This window comes from Thermomonas sp., from assembly GCF_023953935.1.
Lineage (GTDB): Bacteria > Pseudomonadota > Gammaproteobacteria > Xanthomonadales > Xanthomonadaceae > Thermomonas.
The window spans coordinates 1-17,892 of record NZ_JAMLIW010000003.1; the positions used below are offsets into that span (position 1 = coordinate 1).

Annotated in this window: 16 protein-coding genes; 14 read left to right on the top strand and 2 right to left on the bottom strand. The window is 69.3% G+C overall.

The window, feature by feature from the left end:
- The first annotated feature begins 21 nt into the window (after positions 1 to 21).
- The 14 genes from purL to M9902_RS04385 all read left to right on the top strand — a co-directional run bounded on the left by purL (position 22) and on the right by M9902_RS04385 (position 16,574).
- A complete protein-coding gene (gene purL / locus M9902_RS04320; RefSeq protein ID WP_297221337.1) occupies positions 22 to 4,005 on the top strand; it encodes a phosphoribosylformylglycinamidine synthase in 3,984 nt (1,327 codons plus the stop codon).
- 80 nt (positions 4,006 to 4,085) lie between these two features.
- Positions 4,086 to 5,804 (top strand): type II secretion system ATPase GspE, encoded by a 1,719-nt coding sequence (gspE, locus tag M9902_RS04325; RefSeq protein ID WP_297173336.1) that lies wholly within the window; start codon positions 4,086 to 4,088, stop codon positions 5,802 to 5,804.
- A gap of 4 nt (positions 5,805 to 5,808) precedes the next feature.
- A complete protein-coding gene (locus M9902_RS04330; RefSeq protein ID WP_297173338.1) occupies positions 5,809 to 7,026 on the top strand; it encodes a type II secretion system F family protein in 1,218 nt (405 codons plus the stop codon).
- Positions 7,027 to 7,137: 111 nt separating this feature from the next.
- Positions 7,138 to 7,569 carry a type II secretion system major pseudopilin GspG gene (gene gspG, locus M9902_RS04335; protein ID WP_297173341.1) on the top strand — a complete coding sequence of 144 codons (432 nt, stop codon included), beginning with the start codon at positions 7,138 to 7,140 and terminating at the stop codon, positions 7,567 to 7,569.
- Between the two features lie 58 nt (positions 7,570 to 7,627).
- Positions 7,628 to 8,176, top strand: a complete 549-nt coding sequence (locus M9902_RS04340) for a GspH/FimT family pseudopilin (RefSeq protein ID WP_297221338.1) — start codon at positions 7,628 to 7,630, stop codon at positions 8,174 to 8,176.
- A complete protein-coding gene (locus M9902_RS04345; protein ID WP_297221339.1) occupies positions 8,173 to 8,655 on the top strand; it encodes a prepilin-type N-terminal cleavage/methylation domain-containing protein in 483 nt (160 codons plus the stop codon). Before M9902_RS04340 ends, M9902_RS04345 begins: the two co-directional genes overlap by 4 nt.
- Positions 8,652 to 9,347, top strand: coding sequence for a prepilin-type N-terminal cleavage/methylation domain-containing protein (locus M9902_RS04350; RefSeq protein WP_297221340.1), 696 nt, complete (start codon positions 8,652 to 8,654; stop codon positions 9,345 to 9,347). Before M9902_RS04345 ends, M9902_RS04350 begins: the two co-directional genes overlap by 4 nt.
- The gene (locus M9902_RS04355; protein WP_297221341.1) at positions 9,344 to 10,171 is read left to right on the top strand and encodes a type II secretion system protein GspK; all 828 of its coding nucleotides are present in this window, start codon (positions 9,344 to 9,346) and stop codon (positions 10,169 to 10,171) included. Before M9902_RS04350 ends, M9902_RS04355 begins: the two co-directional genes overlap by 4 nt.
- A complete protein-coding gene (locus M9902_RS04360; protein WP_297221342.1) occupies positions 10,168 to 11,322 on the top strand; it encodes a PilN domain-containing protein in 1,155 nt (384 codons plus the stop codon). The genes M9902_RS04355 and M9902_RS04360 overlap by 4 nt, the downstream gene beginning before the upstream one ends.
- On the top strand, positions 11,309 to 11,911 hold the full coding sequence (gene gspM / locus M9902_RS04365; RefSeq protein ID WP_297175518.1) for a type II secretion system protein GspM: 603 nt from the start codon (positions 11,309 to 11,311) through the stop codon (positions 11,909 to 11,911). Before M9902_RS04360 ends, gspM begins: the two co-directional genes overlap by 14 nt.
- Positions 11,901 to 12,650: a hypothetical protein gene (locus M9902_RS04370; RefSeq protein ID WP_297221343.1), complete on the top strand. Its 750-nt coding sequence runs from the start codon at positions 11,901 to 11,903 to the stop codon at positions 12,648 to 12,650. Before gspM ends, M9902_RS04370 begins: the two co-directional genes overlap by 11 nt.
- Before the next feature lie 14 nt (positions 12,651 to 12,664).
- On the top strand, positions 12,665 to 14,896 hold the full coding sequence (gspD, locus tag M9902_RS04375) for a type II secretion system secretin GspD (RefSeq protein ID WP_297175522.1): 2,232 nt from the start codon (positions 12,665 to 12,667) through the stop codon (positions 14,894 to 14,896).
- On the top strand, positions 14,893 to 15,747 hold the full coding sequence (locus tag M9902_RS04380) for a glycosyltransferase (protein ID WP_297221344.1): 855 nt from the start codon (positions 14,893 to 14,895) through the stop codon (positions 15,745 to 15,747). The genes gspD and M9902_RS04380 overlap by 4 nt, the downstream gene beginning before the upstream one ends.
- A complete protein-coding gene (locus M9902_RS04385; RefSeq protein ID WP_297221345.1) occupies positions 15,744 to 16,574 on the top strand; it encodes a glycosyltransferase family 2 protein in 831 nt (276 codons plus the stop codon). The genes M9902_RS04380 and M9902_RS04385 overlap by 4 nt, the downstream gene beginning before the upstream one ends.
- A gap of 4 nt (positions 16,575 to 16,578) precedes the next feature.
- Here the strand turns inward: M9902_RS04385 and M9902_RS04390 are convergent, their stop codons facing one another.
- A complete protein-coding gene (locus tag M9902_RS04390; RefSeq protein WP_297174103.1) occupies positions 16,579 to 16,920 on the bottom strand; it encodes a carboxymuconolactone decarboxylase family protein in 342 nt (113 codons plus the stop codon).
- Positions 16,921 to 16,996: 76 nt separating this feature from the next.
- Positions 16,997 to 17,827, bottom strand: a complete 831-nt coding sequence (gene pyrF / locus M9902_RS04395; protein ID WP_297174100.1) for an orotidine-5'-phosphate decarboxylase — start codon at positions 17,825 to 17,827, stop codon at positions 16,997 to 16,999.
- Between the last annotated feature and the right edge of the window lie 65 nt (positions 17,828 to 17,892).

A 17,892-nucleotide genomic window follows, 5' to 3' on the forward strand; every position in this document is an offset into this window, starting at 1 on the left:
CCGCCCCAAGCCAAGTCGGACATGATCGCCCTCGAGGGCGCGCCTGCCCTGTCGCCATTTCGCCGCGACCGCCTGCAGGCCCGCCTGCAGACCTTCGTCCCAGAACTGCGGATTCTCGGCAGCTGGCACGGATACTGGATCGAACCCGAACCCGGCAGCGCGCCGGACGTGGCGGCGCTGTGTCGCATCCTGCAGGCGGACGATCGCTTCGCGGCGCCCGATCCTGAAACCGTCACCCGCTTCATCGTGCCCCGGCTGGGCACGCTTTCGCCCTGGGCCAGCAAGGCCACCGAGCTGCTGCGCGGGGCCGGTCTGCCGGTGCGACGGGTCGAGCGCGGCACCCGCGTCGATCTGCGCGGCTGGCCGGCGCAGGAGGCGCTGCGTGCGGCGCTGGGTAAGATCCTGATCGATCCGATGACGCAGTCCCTGCTGGACAGCCGGGATGCCGGTGCGGCGCTGTTCACCGCACTGCCTGCCGGCGCGGTTGAAGTCATCCCGCTGGCGCAGTTGGAAACCGCCAATGCGCGCCTGGGGCTGGCGCTGGTCGACGATGAAATCGCCTACCTGCGCGAACGCTATGCCGAGTTGGGACGCGACCCGCACGATGTCGAATTGATGATGTTCGCGCAGGCCAATTCCGAGCACTGCCGGCACAAGATCTTCAACACCAGCTGGACCATCGACGGCCAGGCCCAGCCGCTGTCGCTGTTCAAGATGATCAAGAACACCCAAGCCAGCACGCCCGATCACGTGCTGTCGGCGTACAGCGACAACGCGGCCGTGGTGGAAGGCTACGCCGCCTCACGCTGGCGCCCGGATCCGGCCAGCCAGCGGTATCGCTGCGAGCCGGTGACGGATTCGGCGTTCTGCATCAAGGTCGAAACCCACAACCACCCGACCGCGATCGCGCCGTTTCCCGGCGCGTCCACCGGCGCCGGCGGCGAGATTCGCGATGAAGGCGCGACCGGCCGCGGCGGCCGCCCGAAAGCGGGGCTGTGCGGGTTTTCGGTGTCGCATCTGCGCATCCCGACGCTGGCGCAGCCGTGGGAAACGCCGCGCAGCCTCAATCCGCGCATGGCGTCGGCTTTCGAAATCATGCGCGACGGTCCGCTGGGCGCGGCCGCGTTCAACAACGAATTCGGCCGCCCCAACCTGACCGGCTATTTCCGCAGCTTCGAACTGTTCGAAGCCGACGGGCTGACCCGCGCCTACGACAAGCCCATCATGCTGGCCGGTGGCCTCGGGGCGATCGATCGCGGCCAAGTGGAGAAGCTCAGGCTGTCGCCCGGCGATGCGGTGATCGTGCTCGGCGGGCCGGCGATGCTGATCGGCCTTGGCGGCGGCGCGGCCTCTTCGGTGGCCTCCGGCGATTCCGCCGAAGACCTCGATTTCGCCTCGGTCCAGCGCGACAACCCGGAAATGGAGCGGCGCGCACAGGAAGTGATCGATCGCTGCGTGGCGCTCGGGGCCGACAACCCGATATTGTGCATCCACGATGTCGGTGCCGGCGGGTTGTCGAACGCCATTCCCGAACTCCTGCACGATTCCGGCGTGGGCGGGGTGATCGATCTGGATCGCGTTCCCAGCGACGATCCTTCGCTGAGCCCGATGCAGCTGTGGTGCAACGAATCGCAGGAACGCTACGTGCTCGGCGTAGCGCAGGCGCGCCTGATCGAATTTGAAGCCCTGTGCCAGCGCGAGCGCTGCCCGTTCGCAGTGGTCGGTACCGCCACCGCCGAAGAACGCCTGGTGGTCGGCCACCAATCACGAATCACCCATCACGAATCGCCGCCGCTGGCCATCGACCTGCCGATGGACGTGCTGTTCGGAAAACCGCCGAAAATGCACCGCGATGCCGCGCATCCGGCGCGGCCGCGCTGGCCGTCGCTGGAGACCGACGCGCTGGATCTGCGCGAGGTCGGGTTGCGGGTGCTGGCGCATCCGACGGTGGCGGCCAAGTCGTTCCTGGTGACGATTGGCGACCGCGCCGTCGGTGGTCTGACCGCACGCGACCAGATGATCGGCCCCTGGCAGCTGCCGGTGGCCGACTGCGCGATCACCTATGCCGGTTTTGAAGGCGCAGCTGGCGAGGCCATGGCCATTGGCGAGCGCACCCCGCTGGCCTTGCTGAATGCGGCTGCATCGGCGCGGATGGCGGTGGGTGAGGCGATCACCAACCTGATGGCGGCGCCGCTGGAATCGCTGCGCCGGGTCAAGCTGTCGGCCAACTGGATGGCCGCCGCCGGCCATGCCGGCGAGGATGCGCGCTTGTTCGATGCGGTCAAGGCGGTGGGCATGGAACTGTGCCCGGCGCTGGAGCTGGGCATCCCGGTGGGCAAGGACTCGCTGTCGATGCAGGCGCAGTGGAGCGTGATTGGTGATTCGTCATTGGTGATTGGAAAGAGCGAATCACCGCAAACGGGCGCATCCTGCGCTTCCCAATCACCAATCACCAATCACCAATCACTTTCTCCGGTCTCGCTCATCGTGACCGCGTTCGCGCCGGTGGCCGACGTGCACGGGCAGCTGACGCCGCTGCTGCGGCGGGAGGTGGCGTCCGAGCTGTGGTTGATCGGGCTGGGCGCGGGGCGTCAGCGCATGGGCGGATCGATTCTGGCGCAGTGCTTCCCGGCGGCCAACGGCGAGGGCGTGTTGCCCGCATTCGGTGGCGCGGTGCCGGATCTGGACGACCCGCAGCGGCTGCGGGCGCTGTTCGAGTTGATCCGCGAAGCGCGCGGCGAGGGCCTGTTGCTGGCCTATCACGACCGTTCCGACGGTGGCGTGTTCGCCAGCCTGTGCGAGATGGCCTTCGCGTCCCACCTGGGTCTGGACATCCGCCTCGACGGCTGGGGCGAGAGCCGCACCGGCGATCCGCTGCGGGTGCTGTTCAATGAAGAACTGGGTGCGGTGGTGCAGGTGCCGATCGAGGAGCGCGCCGCGTTCGCCGATCTGGTGGCCAGCCACGGGCTGATCGAATGCGCTCAACGCATCGCCGTGCCGACCACGGCGCCGACGATCCGGGTCAGCGATGGCGACGCGCTGCTGGCGCAGTGGCGCTGGGACGAACTGTTCGACGCCTGGTGGGCGGTCAGCCACGCGATCCAGCGCCTGCGCGACAACCCCGAGTGCGCCGACAGCGAGCGTGAGCACGCCCGTCGCTTCGATGCGCCCGGCCTGCAGCCGAAACTGACGTTCGACCCAGCGGAAGACATCGCCGCACCGTTCGTCGCCACTGGCGCCCGTCCGAAGGTGGCGATCCTGCGCGAGCAGGGCGTCAACAGCCAGATCGAAACCGCCTTCGCCTTCCATCGCGCCGGGTTTGACAGTTTCGATGTGCACATGAGCGACCTGATTGCCGGCCGCTTCGATCTCGCGGATTTCCACGGTCTGGTCGCCTGCGGCGGCTTCAGCTACGGCGACGTGCTCGGTGCCGGGCGCGGCTGGGCCACATCGATCCTGGAACGCGCCGCGCTGCGCGACATGTTCAGCCGATTCTTTGCCCGCGAGACGAGCTTCGCGCTGGGCGTCTGCAACGGTTGCCAGATGCTGGCGCAGCTGCGCGCCATCATCCCCGGCGCCGAGCACTGGCCCAGCTTCCAGCGCAATGCCAGCGAGCAGTTCGAAGCGCGGCTGGTGCAGCTGGAAGTGCAGCGGTCGCCGTCGATCTTCCTGCACGGCATGGAAGGCGCGCGGATCCCGGTGGCCTCTGCCCACGGCGAGGGCCGGGCGGTGTTTGCCGACGGCCTCGACCAGACCGCGGTGGACGTGGCGCTGCGCTACACCATCGGAACCGAGGTCGCAGGCGCCGATTGCTATCCCGCCAATCCGAACGGCTCGCCCGACGGCATTGCCGGCGTCAGCAGCCGCGACGGTCGCGTGCTGGCCTTGATGCCACACCCGGAACGCACCCTGCGGCGCGGCAATTTCAGCTGGGCGCCGGCGGCCTGGCCGGACGCTTCGCCCTGGCTGCGGATGTTCCGCAACGCCCGGGTCTGGCTCGGCTGAGGGCCGCGGACGTGGTACTTGCGGTTCCGATGCGCCCGTTGGCCTGATAAAGTCTGCGGCAGGTGCTCGGAGGGGCGCGCGTGAACGCCGTTGCAGAAGACACAGTCCAGGCCCCGCAAGGTCCGGAAGAACGCATCATCGCCCAGTTGCTCAAGTACGGTCGCCTGAAGGAGGCCGACCTCGCCAGCGCGCGCCGGTTGCAGGAGCAGGACGGGGGCGACATCCTGATCCTGCTCGCGCGGCTGGGGTTGGTGTCCGAGCGCGATCACGCGGTGGCCTGCTCGTCCGAGTACGGGCTCGAGTTGCGCAATACCAAGGACCTGCCCGATCTGCCGCCCGAGGACCTTGCGCTGAGCGTGAAGTTCATGAAGCAGTACCACGTCGTTCCGGTGGGCGTGGACGCGCAGGGCGTGGACGTGCTGCTGGCTGATCCGCAGGACCCGTACATCCTCGAAGCGGTGGGCCTGGCGCTGGGCCGCGAACTGCGCCCGGCGGTCTGCCCGCGTTCGGAAATCGACGAATTGATCGAGCGCTGGTACGGCCAGGGCCGCAGCGCGATGGACAGCATCATCGAGGGTGCCGAGGGCGGCGAGGAAATCCTCGACGACGTCGAGCGCCTGCGCGACCTGGCGTCGGAAGCGCCGGTGATCCGGCTGGTCAACCTGATCGTGCAGCGTGCGGTCGAATTGCGCGCCTCCGACATCCACATCGAACCGTTCGAGAACCGCCTGAAGGTGCGCTACCGCATCGACGGCGTGCTGGAGGAGGGCGAAAGCCCGCCGACCAACCTGACCGCGGCGATCATCAGCCGCATCAAGATCATGGCCAAGCTCAACATCGCCGAGCGCCGCCTGCCGCAGGACGGGCGGATCGTGGCACGGGTGCAGGGCAAGGAGCTGGACCTGCGCGTGAGCACGGTGCCGACCGCGCACGGCGAATCGGTGGTGATGCGCCTGCTCGACCGCGAGACCGTGGTGCTGAATTTCGACAAGCTCGGTTTCAGCGACCATTTCATGTGGCGCTTCAACAAGGTGCTCGAACAGCCGCACGGGATCATCCTGGTCACCGGCCCGACTGGCTCGGGCAAGACCACCACGCTCTACACCGCGATGTCCCGGCTCAACACGCCCGGGGTCAAGATCATCACCGTCGAGGACCCGGTCGAATACCAGATCGAGGGCATCAACCAGATCCAGGCCAAGCCGCAGATCGGGCTGGACTTCAACAACGCCCTGCGCGCGATCGTGCGCCAGGATCCGGACATCATCATGATCGGCGAAATGCGGGATCTGGAGACCGCGCGGATCGCGATCCAGTCGGCGCTGACCGGCCACCTCGTGCTGTCGACCCTGCACACCAACAACGCCGCCGGCGGCATCACCCGCATGCTCGACATGGGCGTGGAGGACTACCTTCTGACCTCCACCGTCAACGGCATCCTCGCCCAGCGACTGGTGCGACGGCTGGAGCCCACCTATGCCGAGCGCTACCTCGCCACGCCCGAGGAAATCCAGAAGTTCGGCCTGCGCAAGTTCCATCCCGACGGCGAGATCTACCTGTACCGGCCGCGGCCGTCCGAGCTGTCGCCCACCGGCTACCTCGGGCGCACCACCATCATGGAGCTGCTGGTGATGGATGACGAGATCCGGCGCGCGGTGATGCGCCATGCCGGGATGGAGGAAATCGAGCGCCTCGCCCGCCGCAGCGGCATGCACACCATGTACGACGTCGGCATCGCCAAGGCGCTGCGCGGCGAGACCACCGTCGAGGAAGTGCTGCGCGTGACCGAGGGCAACTGATCCGATGGCGCTGTACCGCTACCAGGCGCTGAACGCGCGCGGCGAAACCCTGACCGGGCAGATGGAAGCCGGCAGCGGCGCCGAGGTGGCGGCGCGCCTGCAGGAACAGGGCCACCTGCCGATGGAGGCCAGGCTCGCATCCGAGGCCGGCGCCGATTACAACTGGCGCGGATTGTTCAAACCCAAGCCGCTGGCCGGCCCGAAGCTGGTGCAGTTCACCCAGCAGCTGGCGACCTTGCTGGGCGCCGGCCAGCCGCTGGATCGCGCGCTGTCCATCCTGCTGGAACAGCCCGACGACGAGGCGTCGAAACACCTGCTCGCCGATGTCCGCGACACCGTCCGCAGCGGCACCTCGCTGTCCGCGGCGCTGGAGCGTCACCACGACAGTTTCGGCCGCCTGTACGTGAACATGGTCCGCGCCGGCGAGGCCGGCGGCAGCCTGCAGGACACCCTGCAGCGGCTGGCCGACTACCTTGAACGCGCGCGCGCGCTGCGGGTGCGGGTGACCAACGCGCTGGTGTATCCGGTGATCCTGCTGGTGATGGTCGGGCTGTCGCTGCTGTTCCTGCTGGGCTACGTGGTGCCGCAGTTCTCGGCGATGTACGACAGCCTTGGCGCCGACCTGCCGTGGTTCTCGCGGCTGGTGCTGGGCGTGGGCAATTTCGTCCGCAACTGGTGGATCGTGGTGCTGGTCGTGCCGCTGCTGGCGCTGCTGTGGATCGATCGCAAGCGCCGTGATCAGGAGTTCATGCGCCGGTTCGACGGCTGGCTGCTGCAGAACAAGCTGGCCGGCCCGCTGGTGGCCAAGCTCGACACCGCACGGTTGGCGCGCACCCTGGGCACCTTGCTGCGCAACGGCGTGCCGATGCTGTCGGCGCTGGGCATCGCCCGCAACGTGGTCGACAACCGGGTGCTGGCCGCCGACGTGGAGGCGGCCGCCGACGAGGTGCGCAATGGCCGCGGGCTGTCGGTGGCGCTGGCCAAGGGCAAGCGCTTTCCTCGGCTGGCGCTGCAGATGATCCAGGTGGGCGAAGAGTCCGGTGCGCTGGATGTGATGCTGCTCAAGACCGCCGACACGTTCGAACAGGACACCCAGACCGCGATGGATCGCCTGCTGGCGGCGCTGGTCCCGGCGATCACCCTGCTGCTGGCGGTGGTGGTGGGCGTGGTCATCCTGTCCGTGCTGGCCCCGATCTACGATCTGACCAATGTGGTCGGGTAGGCCACATCAAGTTCGAGGTGCGTGTGCTGCTCCCACGATCAGGATGATCGCCCGTCTCCCGTCTCCCGTCTCCCGTCTCCCGTCTCCCGTCTCCCGTCTCCCGGAACAACCATGCCAACCCGACCCAACTTCCGTCCCGTCCCCAAGGCCGCCCAGCGTGGCTTCACGCTGATCGAGATCATCGTCGTGGTGGTGCTGATTGGCGGCATCGTGGCATTTGCCGCCAGCCGCATCCTCGGCGGCGGCGACCGGGCCAAGGTCCGGCTGGCACAGGCGCAAATCCAGACCCTGGCCGACAAGGTCCAGGAGTACCAGACCGACACTGGCACCCTGCCGTCGACGCTGGACGCGCTGGTGACCCAGCCCGGCGATGCACAGGGCTGGCTGGGGCCGTATGCCAAACAGGGCGAACTCAATGATCCCTGGCAGCACCCGCTGCAGTACAAGGTGCCGGGGGATGGGCAGGCGTTCGACCTGATCAGCTACGGCGCCGACGGCAAGCCCGGCGGCGACAGCGTCAACGCCGACATCAAGTTCGAATAAGCCGCACGCCGCCATGCGTACGCGCGGACATCCCGCAGGAGTGCCCCGCAGGGGCGCGATGCTTCCGGTGAGGATTGGCTGCACGTTTGCTGTCGGCTTCGTTCCGGCCCTCGGGCACAGCCCTCGGGCGTTCAGCCGGCCGGGCGGCAGTGCCGCCCGAGCGGCCGGCTTCACCCTGCTGGAAATCCTGGTGGTGATGGTGCTGATTGCCGCCGGCAGCCTGCTCGCGGTCGGTGCCTTCAACGGTGGTGGCATGCGCGGTGCCAAGCTGCACGCGGCGGCGCGCGAGGTGGCGGCGCAGCTGCGCTTCACCCGGGCGGTGGCGATCAGCTCCGGGCAGCCGCAGGAGTTCAGGATCGATCCACGGGCCCGTTCCTGGAGCGCGGCCAAAGGGCGCCACGGCAGCCTGACCTCGACCGGCGAGCTGGTGTTCGTGGGGGCACGCGAGTTGCAGCAGGCGGATACCGAAGGCGTGGTCCGATTCTTTCCCGACGGCGCCGCGACCGGTGGCCGGGTCCGCTTCCTCGCCAACGGCGCCGGCTGGGACGTGGACGTAGCCTGGCTGACCGGCGAGGTGCGCGTGCAGCGCGCGCGGGAAGCGCGGTGAACGCGGCGACCGCAGGATCGGCATCTGTTCGCTTCGGGGCGGCCCGAGGGGCAGCCGGCGCGCGTCGTCAGGGGGGCTTCACCCTGCTCGAAATCATCGTCGCTTTCGGCATCCTCGCCCTCGGCCTGACCCTGCTGCTGGGCACGCTGTCGGGCGCCAGCCGGCAACTGCGCGATGCCGGCGAGGCCGGCAACGCGGCGCTGGTGGCGCAGTCCCTGCTGGCCAGCCATGCCGAACTGCTGACCCAGCCCCTGCGTCTGGACGGCAGCTCGGAAAACGGCCGCTATCGCTGGCAGCTCGATGTCACGCCCTGGCAGGACCCGAGTCTGCGCGGCAGCAGGGCGCCGCTGGATCCGGGTGCCGCGCGCCTGCTCCACGTCCGGCTCGACATGGTCTGGGGCGAGGGCGGCCCGCGCCAGCAGCTGCACCTGTCGACGCTGCGACTGGCGCTGCCACCGCGCGATGTGGAGCTGCGATGAACCGGCCTGCGCGCGCAAGCGGGAATGCGATCCGCCTTGGCCACACGCCCTCGCGGCGTTCCGCGGCGGCCGGCTTCACGCTGCTGGAAGTGATGCTGGCGGTGGCGCTGCTGGCGGCCGCGCTGGCACTGGCGTTCGGCATCCTGCGCGCGGCCGGCGCAACCGTGGAGCGCGGCGAAACCATCGCCGCCCGCAACGAGCGCATCCGCGCCGTCTCGAGCTTCCTGCGTGCGCGCATTGCCGGCAGTGAAGGCATGGTGTTCGGCTTGGATCCCGGCAGCGGGCGCTCCCTGCGCTTCGAGGGCGAGGAAAATTCGCTGCGTTTCGTTGCCGACCTGCCCGATTACCTCGGCCGCGGCGGCCCCTACCTGCACGAGTTCAAGCTCGGGCAGGACGCGGGCAAACGCGCGCTGCTGGTCGATTTCCGAATGATCCAGGGCGATGAGATCCTGCCCTCGGCGCGGCCGCCGGAACCGCTGGCCCGCGATGTCGCGACGGTCGAATTCGCCTACCGGGCGGTGGACGTGACGGGCAACCTCGGGCCCTGGCTGCCGCGCTGGACCGCGGTGGATGCTTTGCCGCAGCAGGTGCGGGTGCGGATTCGCGATGGCAACGGCGCGTGGCCGGAGCTGGTGGTGGCGATGAAGCTGTCCACGCCGGTGCCCGATGCCGGGCAGGGAGGTGGCCCGTGAAGCGCGCGCAAGGTGCCGCGTTGCTGATGGTGCTGTGGATCATCCTGCTGCTGGCCGGCCTGGTGTCCGGTTATGCGCTGAGCTCCCGGGTCGAATCCCTGCAAGGCAACGGCCTGGTGCGCGAGCTGGCGGCACGCGAGGCGGCGCGGGCGGGCGTGGAATACGCCGCCAAGCGGATGCTCGAACCAAACCCCAGGCGTCGCTTCGCCGCCGATGGCCGCGCCTATCGGCTCGTGTTCGAAGGCACGCCGGTGGACGTCGAGGTTCGCGACGAGACCGCCAAGATCGACCTCAACGCCGCCGCGCCCGAACTGCTGCAAGCTTTCTTCATGGCGCTGGGCGAGCCGCGCGACCGTGCCGTCAAGCTGGCGCTGGCGATCGTCGATTGGCGCGACCCGGACAGCCTGACCCAGCCCGGCGGCGGTGCCGAGGACGCCGACTATGCGGCCGCCGGCCTGGCCTGGGGGGCCAAGGATGCGCCGTTTGCCAGCGTCTCCGAGCTGGAACAGGTGCTGGGCATGCGGCCGGCGCTGTTCAAGGCGGCTGCCCCGTTCCTGACCGTCTACACCGGCAGCGCGCTGCCGGATCCCCAGTTTGCCGACGGCATCGTGCTGCAGGCGATGGGGATGAACGGCAAAATGCCGGCCGTCGATCCGAATTCCCCTCCCCGTCCGGGCAGCGGAACGTATAGTATCGACAGCCGTGCACGACGCACCGACGGGCGCATCGCCCGGGTGTCGGTGGTCTTGCGAATGGGAGGCAACGGTTTGCCGGGATCGACATACACGCCCCTGCGCTGGCAGGCGGACGGGGGGTGGCAGTGACGGCTGCCGCCTCCTTCACTGCGTCCGGCGCCAGGCTCGGCACCGGGCTGCGCGGTTTTTTCGGCTGGTGGGGCGCGGGCCTCGCACAGTGGCTGCCGACGCGCGTGCGTGCGGTGCTGGCGGCGCGCGGCGATCGGCTGCTGCTGGTGCCGCGCGGCGATGAATTGCTGCTGCAGCGCTGGCACGAGGGCCAGGTCAAGGAACTGACGGCGCTGCCGCTGCCGCTGCCGGCGGACCGCGATGCGCTCGACGGCGTCCTGCGCGAACCGCTGGCGGAGCTGCCGCGCTGGCTGCTGTTGCCGGCGGCCCAGGGCCTGCGTCGCCCCCTGACCTTGCCGGCCGCGACCCGCGAGCGCCTGCGCGCCGTGCTGGGTTTCGAGATCGAGCGGCAGACGCCGTTTGCGGCCGACGCGGTGCTGTTTGACGGCCGTCTGCTCGGCGAGCGTCCCGACGGTTCGCTCCAGGCCGAACTGGTGGTGGTGCCGCGCCAGCGCTTCGACGCGGTCGGCGCACGCCTGGGCGGACTGGGCGCACGCCTGGCCGGCATTGACCTGGCCGACGCCGAAGGCCGCGCGCTCGGCGTCAATCTGCTGGCGCCGGCGCAGCGTTTCCGCCGGGCGGACCCGTGGCGCTGGCTGAATCTTGGGCTGGGCGTGGTCGCGCTGCTGGCGCTGCTGCTCGGGCTGCATCAACTCCTGAACAACCGACGTGCGGCCGCGGCCGAGTTGAAAGCCACCATCGCCCAGCGCCAGACCCAGGCGCAGGGCATCAGCGCTGCCCGCCAGCGGGTGGTGGATTCGGTGGAAGGCGAGACTTTCCTGCGCGCATTGCGCAACGACAAACCCGCGTCGGTCGAAGTCATGGAAGCGCTGTCTCAGCGCATACCCGACGGGACCTATCTGGAAAAACTGGCGATCGAGGGCAACCAGCTGACCCTGGTGGGCCTGTCGAATCAGGCCGCTGCCCTGGTCGGGCAGTTGGAGGGCGCCCCGCAGTGGACGTCGGCGGCGCTCAGCGGCGCCCTGCAGGCCGATCCGCGCTCGCGCCTGGACCGTTTCACCATGATTGCCCAACTCGCCAAGACCAATGCTGCGGCAGCACCGGCACCGGCGGCAGCACCGACAGGGGGGACTGCCAGTGACGCGCGCTGAGCCCAACCGCTGGTATGCGCTGTTGCTGCTGCTGGGCGCGTTCGGGCTGGCCTACCTGCTGGTGTTGCGCCCGCTGTTCGCGGTGCCGCTGGCCGAGGTCGAGGCCAGGATCAGTGACTTGCAGGTCCGCAACGCGCGCCTGCGCAGCCTGCTGCTGCTGCGCCCGCAAATCGAAAAGCGCCTCGCCGATCTGGACGCGGAGGGCAGCGGCTTCCTGCCCCAGCCCAGCGCCGAACTGGCGACCGCGGCGCTGGTCCAGCAGCTCGAACAGGTGGTCAGCGAATCCAGCCCGGGCGGTCGTGGCTGCGCCATCGTCAATCGTGAACCGCTGGCGGATGACCGCCAGCAGGAGCGCTATCGCCGGGTGACGGTGCAGGTGCGGCTGCGCTGCGGCAATGCCGAGACGCTGAAGGTGCTGCACGCGCTGGAATCGGCGCGGCCCTACGTGTTCGTCGATGATCTGCAAATCACCGCGCAGCGCTATTTCGCGGTGCCCGGCAGCGACCAGCCGCAGGAAGGCGGCCTCGACGTCGGTTTCAATCTGTACGGCTATGTGCTGCCGTTCCCGGAGGCCGCCCGTGGCCGTTGAGCGCAGCGCTACCCGCCGCTTGCTGCAGGCCGGGCCGATGACCTGGCTGTTGACCGCGGTCTGTGGCTGGGCGCTGCTGCTGTGGCTGGCGGCCCTGGTCGGGATGGGCGGACGGATCGGATTGGTGAAGGCGCCCAAGTCCCTGGCCTTGCCCGCGCCCTTGCCGGCGGCGGCTGATCGGATCGGGCCGTTGTCCGATTTCCCGCAGGCCGCGCAGCGCCCGCTGTTCACCCAGGACCGGCACCCGCGCGCCTTCCTTGCCGCCGGCGCCGATGCGGCGGTGGCCGGCGCCGGCGGTGGCGACCTCGACTTCATCCTGACCGGCACCCTGATCACGCCGACCCTGCGTCTGGCCGTGCTCCAGCCCAGCGCCGGGGGCGATGCCCAGCGCGTGCGCGAGGGCGAGGTGCCCGAGGGCGCGGCCGGCTGGCGGCTGATCGAAGTGCAGCCGCGACGCGCCGTTTTCGAGGGCAGCGGTGGCCAGATGACCCTGGATCTGCGCACGTTCGGAGCGCCCGGCGCGCCGCCGTCGGCCACGCCCGCGGACGCTGGCGGCGGTGCGGCACCGGCACCGGATGCGGCCGCTGCACCTGCGGACGACGATGCGGCCACCGCCGCGCAAGTGGACGATATCCGCCGCCGCATCGAGGAACGCCGCGCCCAGCTGCGCCAGCGGGGTGAGGATACAGGCGACGCGAATACACCTTCACGGCCGATGTCCGGGCCAGCCAGACGATGATCGAAGCCAAACTCATGAAATCCAAGCGCACGTTTTCGACCTTCCGCCCGCTGCTGGCCGCCCTGCTGGCAGGCCTGCTGGCCGCCTGCGTCAGCGCGCCCACCGCGCAGATGCACCGCAGCGAGCAGGTGACCGACCAAAGCACCCAAGCGCCCGATGCCGATGCCATCCGTCGCGACGTGCTGGAAGAACTCGGCAACGAGAGCCCGCGTCCGGTGATCCGCCGCGGCACCGCGCCGCGCATCAACGATCGGGTCGCCGCCCTGCCGCCGCCGGCGCTGGCCAGCAGCGGGCAGGCCACCTTCAATTTCGAGGGTGAATCGGTCCAGGCAGTGGTGAAGGCGATCCTCGGTGACATGCTCGGGCAGAGCTACAGCATCGCGCCCGGCGTGCAGGGCACGGTGACGGTGTCCACCCAGCGCCCGGTCGGTGCCGCCGGCGCGCTCAGCCTGCTTGACCAGGTGCTGGCGCAAAACGGCGCGCGCATGGTCTACAGCGACGGCCGCTACAACATCGTGCCGGCGGATCAGGCGCTGGTGAACGGCGTCGTCCCGCGCACCGGCTCGCCGGCGCTGGCGCGAGGCTACGAGTCGCGGGTGATCGCGCTGCGCTACATCTCGGCCGCCGAGATGGAGAAGATCCTCAAGCCTTACGCGCGGCAGGGTTCCATCGTCAGCGTCGATTCCGGCCGCAACATCATCACCATTGCCGGCACCCGCGCCGAGTTGGAAAACTACCAGCGGACCGTGCAGATTTTCGACGTCGACTGGATGTCGAGCATGTCAGTGGGCGTGTATCCGCTGCAGTCCGGACGCGCCTCCGACGTGGTGCAGGACCTCGAACGGGTGTTCGGCGAGCAGGGCCGTACCCCGGTGGCAGGCATGTTCCGCTTCATGCCGCTGGATTCCACCAATTCGGTGATGGTGATCACCAGCCAGCCTGCCTACCTCGACCAGATCCAGCAGTGGATCGACCGCATCGAGGGCGGCAGCGGCGACGGCCGTCTGTTCTCGTATGAGCTGAAATACATCCGCGCCCGCGACCTGGCCAACCGGCTGGCCGAGGTGTTTGGCGGCGGCAGTGAGCGCGGTGGTAGCAATGCCGGCCCGGTGTCGCTGATGCCGGGGCTGGAATCGACCGAGATCCGCGATTCCGGCGTCGATGACCGCAGCGGCGGTTCGGCGGCCACGATCGGCGGTTCGCGTGACAGCGGCGGCGATGTCGGTGGGGCCGGCGGCGGCAGCACCATCGGTCGCGGCGAAGGCGCCAGCCTGCCGCAAAACACCGCCTCCGGCGGCAGCCGTGTGACGCTGCGGGTGGACGGCAGCACGGTGGGCGTCTCGGCGGTGGACGACACCAATTCGCTGCTGGTGCGCGCCACCCCGGGCCAGTGGCAGTCGATCCGGCAGGTGATCGAACGCCTCGACGTGATGCCGATGCAGGTCCACATCGAGGCGCAGGTGCTCAGCGTCGCCCTCAAGGGCCAGCTGCAGTACGGCGTGAACTGGTTCTTCCGCAACTCGCTGCCGTCCGCGCTGCTGCCGTATCCGACCGGGCGCAACAGCTTCGGCGGCTACGCCGGCAGCCTGACGCCGCCGGTGCTCGGCGGCGACAGCGCGCTGAGCTGGACTTTCCTCGGCCACAGCGCGGCGGCGATCGTCAACGCGCTGGACAGTGTGACGGACGTGCGCACCCTGTCCTCGCCGTCGGTGCTGACCCAGAACAACCGCGAGGCCACGCTCAACGTCGGCCAGAAGATTCCGATCGCCTCGGTCAGCTTCAATCCGGCCATGGGCGGCGCCAACGGCACCTACAGCCAGGTCCAGTACCTGGATACCGGCATCATCCTCAAGGTGCGCCCGCGCATCACCCGCGACGGCATGGTCTTCCTCGACATCGTGCAGGAAGTCAGTCGCCCGACCGGGATTGCCGATGCCAACGGCAACGTGCGGATCGACACCAGCCGGGTCAGCACCAGCGCGGTGGCGCCCAGTGGCGAGACCGTGGTGTTGGCCGGCTTGATCAGCGACGGCACCACCCAGGGTTCCTCCGGCATCCCGGGCCTGAGCCGGATCCCGGTGCTCGGCGGCCTGTTCGGCCAGCAGGGCAACAGCAAGACCCGCGACGAGCTGGTGATCCTGATCACCCCGACCGTGGTCCGCAATCCGCAGGAAGCGCGCGAGTTGACCGACGAATACGGGCAGCGCTTCCGCGCCCTGGAGCCGATCTACAAACCCAAGCAGTGAGCCCGGCCGGCGCGCCCACGCCCATCGTCCTGCTGCCGGTCGGCAGCGATGAGGGCGCGCTGGATGCCTGTCTCGCCGCGCTGGATGCGGGGACGCCGCCCGGCACCCGGGTCTGGCTGGCCGACAACGCGCAGTCAGGCCCGCGTGGTATCGATTTGATCGAAAGCTGGCTGGCGCGAACGCGCCTGCAGGCAGGCTATACGCGGCGGACCGCGCCGGTTGCCGAGGCTGCGCATCTGGCCGAAGCGCTGCGCGCCTGCGGTGATTCCGTTGTCGCCGTGCTCAGTCCCGACGCCCGCCCGACGCCGGGCTGGCTGGGCGCGCTCGCCGACTGCTTCCGGCACGATCCGAAAATCGCCACCGCGACCCCGTGGTGCAATGCCGGTGAAACCGCGGCCTGGCCCCGGATCGGCGAGATTGAAACGAACCTGCCTGCGCCGGCGCCGTTGGCCGAGGCCTGCGCCCGGCTCGCGGCCCGGGCGTCCGAGCTTCCTGCCGCCGTCGCCCACGCGGTGCTGCTGCGCGGCAGCGCCTGCGCGGCGGCGGGCGGGCTCGACGCAGTCAGTTTCCATTCCTGGCCGGTGGCCCTCATCGACCTGTCGCTGCGATTGGCCGGACTGGGCTGGCGCAACGTGCTGTGCCCGTCGGCGTTCGTTTTGCGCGAAGTCGAAAGCGTTCCCGGCGCGGGCGACATGGATGCGCTGGCCGCGCGCTGGCCGAACTGGAACGCGCGGATCGCCACCTTCCTGATGGACGATCCGCTGCGGGCGCTGCGCGAGCAGCTGCACGCCGCGCTGGCCGTCGCTCCCGGGCAATCGCCGCAGCTTGACCTGTTTCCGGACGCGACGTGAGCGCGCCCGACATCGCCGTCGTGGTGGTGACTTGGGACAGCGAGGAAACCCTGGATGCCTGCCTGACGCGGCTGCGCGCTGCCGAAGGCGTGGTCGAGATCCGCGTGGTGGACTGCAACTCGACCGACACGACGATGGCCATCGTGCAGCGCCACGCCGTCGTCGACCCGCGCCTGCACTTCATCGCCAATCCCGACCATCCGGGGCTGGGCCCGGCGTGCAACCAGGGCGTGGCCGATAGCCGCGCACCCTGGCTGGCGCTGCTGGATCCGGGCTGCCTGATCGAGCCTGACACGCTGATGCAATTGCGCGACCGGGCGGCGAGCGGCAACGCGCTGGTGGGTGCGGATCCGGTGGACGAAGCCGGCGTGCGCGAGCCGGAGGCGCGGCTGCGCGATTCGGGCAGCAACTCGGCCGACTGGCGCTGGCCGAGGCTTGAGCCAGCGCCGATCACTGCCGAGGAGCTGCAGGACGTCACGGCGATTTCGGGCGCGGTGATGATGCTCTCGCGGGCGCTGTTCGAGGCGCTGGGCGGCTTCAATCCGGCCTATTTCACCGGGATTGGAAACCTCGACCTGTGCCGCCGCGCCCATTCGGCCGGCGCGCGCGTGGCCTGTGCGAATGCCGTGCGAATCACCCGCATCAGCGGCATGGCAGCGCGAACGCACCCGCTGCACCTGACGTGGCACCAACGCCTCGACGCATCACGCTACCTGTGGCGCTGCGGTCCACGCACGGCCGCACTGCTGGCGTGTCCGCGCATTTGGGCACGCTTCCCGCTGGACCTGCTGCGCGTCCTTGCTCGCACCGGCGCGCAGGCGCCTTGAACGCTCAGCCTTCCTTGTGGGCGTGCAGCATCGTGTCCAGCGCGAGATTGGAATGCGCATAGGCGCCACCGGCACGCATCTCCGCCGCCACCCAGATCGCCTCCATGATCTGCGCCTCGGTGGCGCCGTGCTTGAGCGCCTCGGCGGTGTGGCCCTTGATGCAGTAGGGGCACTGGGTAGTATGCGCCACCGCCACCGCGATCAGCTGCTTGGTGACGTTGGGCAAGGCGCCGTCTTCGAACACCGCCGCGCTGAAATTGCGGAACGCCTCCAGCTGCCTGGGCGCCAGCTCGCGGCGCTTGCGCGACAGCTCCCGGTCCGGGGTTGGATACATTGCGTTGTCCATGCTGTTTTCGCCTTCGAATCGACTGGCACATTGTGTGGTCACGCGCGTATGCGGCGCGTGAGCGCGGCGGCGGCCCTCAGCGATGGCGGTTGATCGCGTCGCGCAACTCACACGCGGCGTTCGCCGCCGCCTCCGCGTAGTCCTCGCCGCGCGAGGCGTACAAAATCCCGCGCGATGAATTGATCATCAGGCCGGTGCCGTCCGCGGTCTTGCCGTTGCGCACCACCGCCTCCACGTCGCCGCCCTGCGCGCCCACGCCGGGGATCAGCAGCGGCATCTCGCCGACGATGCCGCGAATCACCTTCAATTCTTCCGGGAAGGTCGCGCCGACCACCAGCGCACAATTGCCGTCGGCGTTCCAGTCGCAGGCAATCGTGCGGGCGATGCGCTGGTACAAGGGCTCGCCGCCGACGTCGAGTTCCTGAAAATCGCGCGCGCCCGGGTTGGAGGTGTGGCACAGGAAGATGCAGCCACGATCGTTGTATTCAAGGAAAGGCACGGCGGAATCCCTGCCCATGTAAGGATTGAGCGTGACCGCATCGGCGCCGAAGCGCTCGAACGCCTCGGCCGCGTACTGCTGCGCCGTGCTGCCGATGTCGCCGCGCTTGGCATCGAGGATCACCGGCACCTCGGGATGCATTCCGTTGATATGCGCGATCAACCGCTGCAGCGCCGCCTCACCGCCGTTGTGGGCGGCGAAGTAGGCGATCTGCGGCTTGAACGCGCAAGCGTACTGCGCGGTGGCATCGGCGATGTCGCGGCAGAACGCGAACAGCGCCTCGCCCGCATCCGGATCGTCGCCGTCCACGAAGCGGTCGGGAAATTTCGCAGGATCCGGATCCAGCCCGACGCAGACCAGCGTATTGGCCTCATGCCAGCGATTGCGGAGTTTTTCGATGAAGGTCATGCCAAGCTCCGTTCGTCCTGAGCCTGTCGAAGGATGAACGGGGCTTGGCGGCCCCCTGCATGTGG

Coding starts and splice junctions, on each gene's coding strand:
- gspD (WP_297175522.1), top strand. CDS start 12,665: ATGAAATCCAAGCGCACGTTTTCGACCTTCCGCCCGCTGCTGGCCGCC.
- M9902_RS04390 (WP_297174103.1), bottom strand. CDS start 16,920: ATGGACAACGCAATGTATCCAACCCCGGACCGGGAGCTGTCGCGCAAG.
- gspG (WP_297173341.1), top strand. CDS start 7,138: ATGCCAACCCGACCCAACTTCCGTCCCGTCCCCAAGGCCGCCCAGCGT.
- M9902_RS04340 (WP_297221338.1), top strand. CDS start 7,628: ATGCTTCCGGTGAGGATTGGCTGCACGTTTGCTGTCGGCTTCGTTCCG.
- pyrF (WP_297174100.1), bottom strand. CDS start 17,827: ATGACCTTCATCGAAAAACTCCGCAATCGCTGGCATGAGGCCAATACG.
- purL (WP_297221337.1), top strand. CDS start 22: ATGATCGCCCTCGAGGGCGCGCCTGCCCTGTCGCCATTTCGCCGCGAC.
- M9902_RS04350 (WP_297221340.1), top strand. CDS start 8,652: ATGAACCGGCCTGCGCGCGCAAGCGGGAATGCGATCCGCCTTGGCCAC.
- M9902_RS04330 (WP_297173338.1), top strand. CDS start 5,809: ATGGCGCTGTACCGCTACCAGGCGCTGAACGCGCGCGGCGAAACCCTG.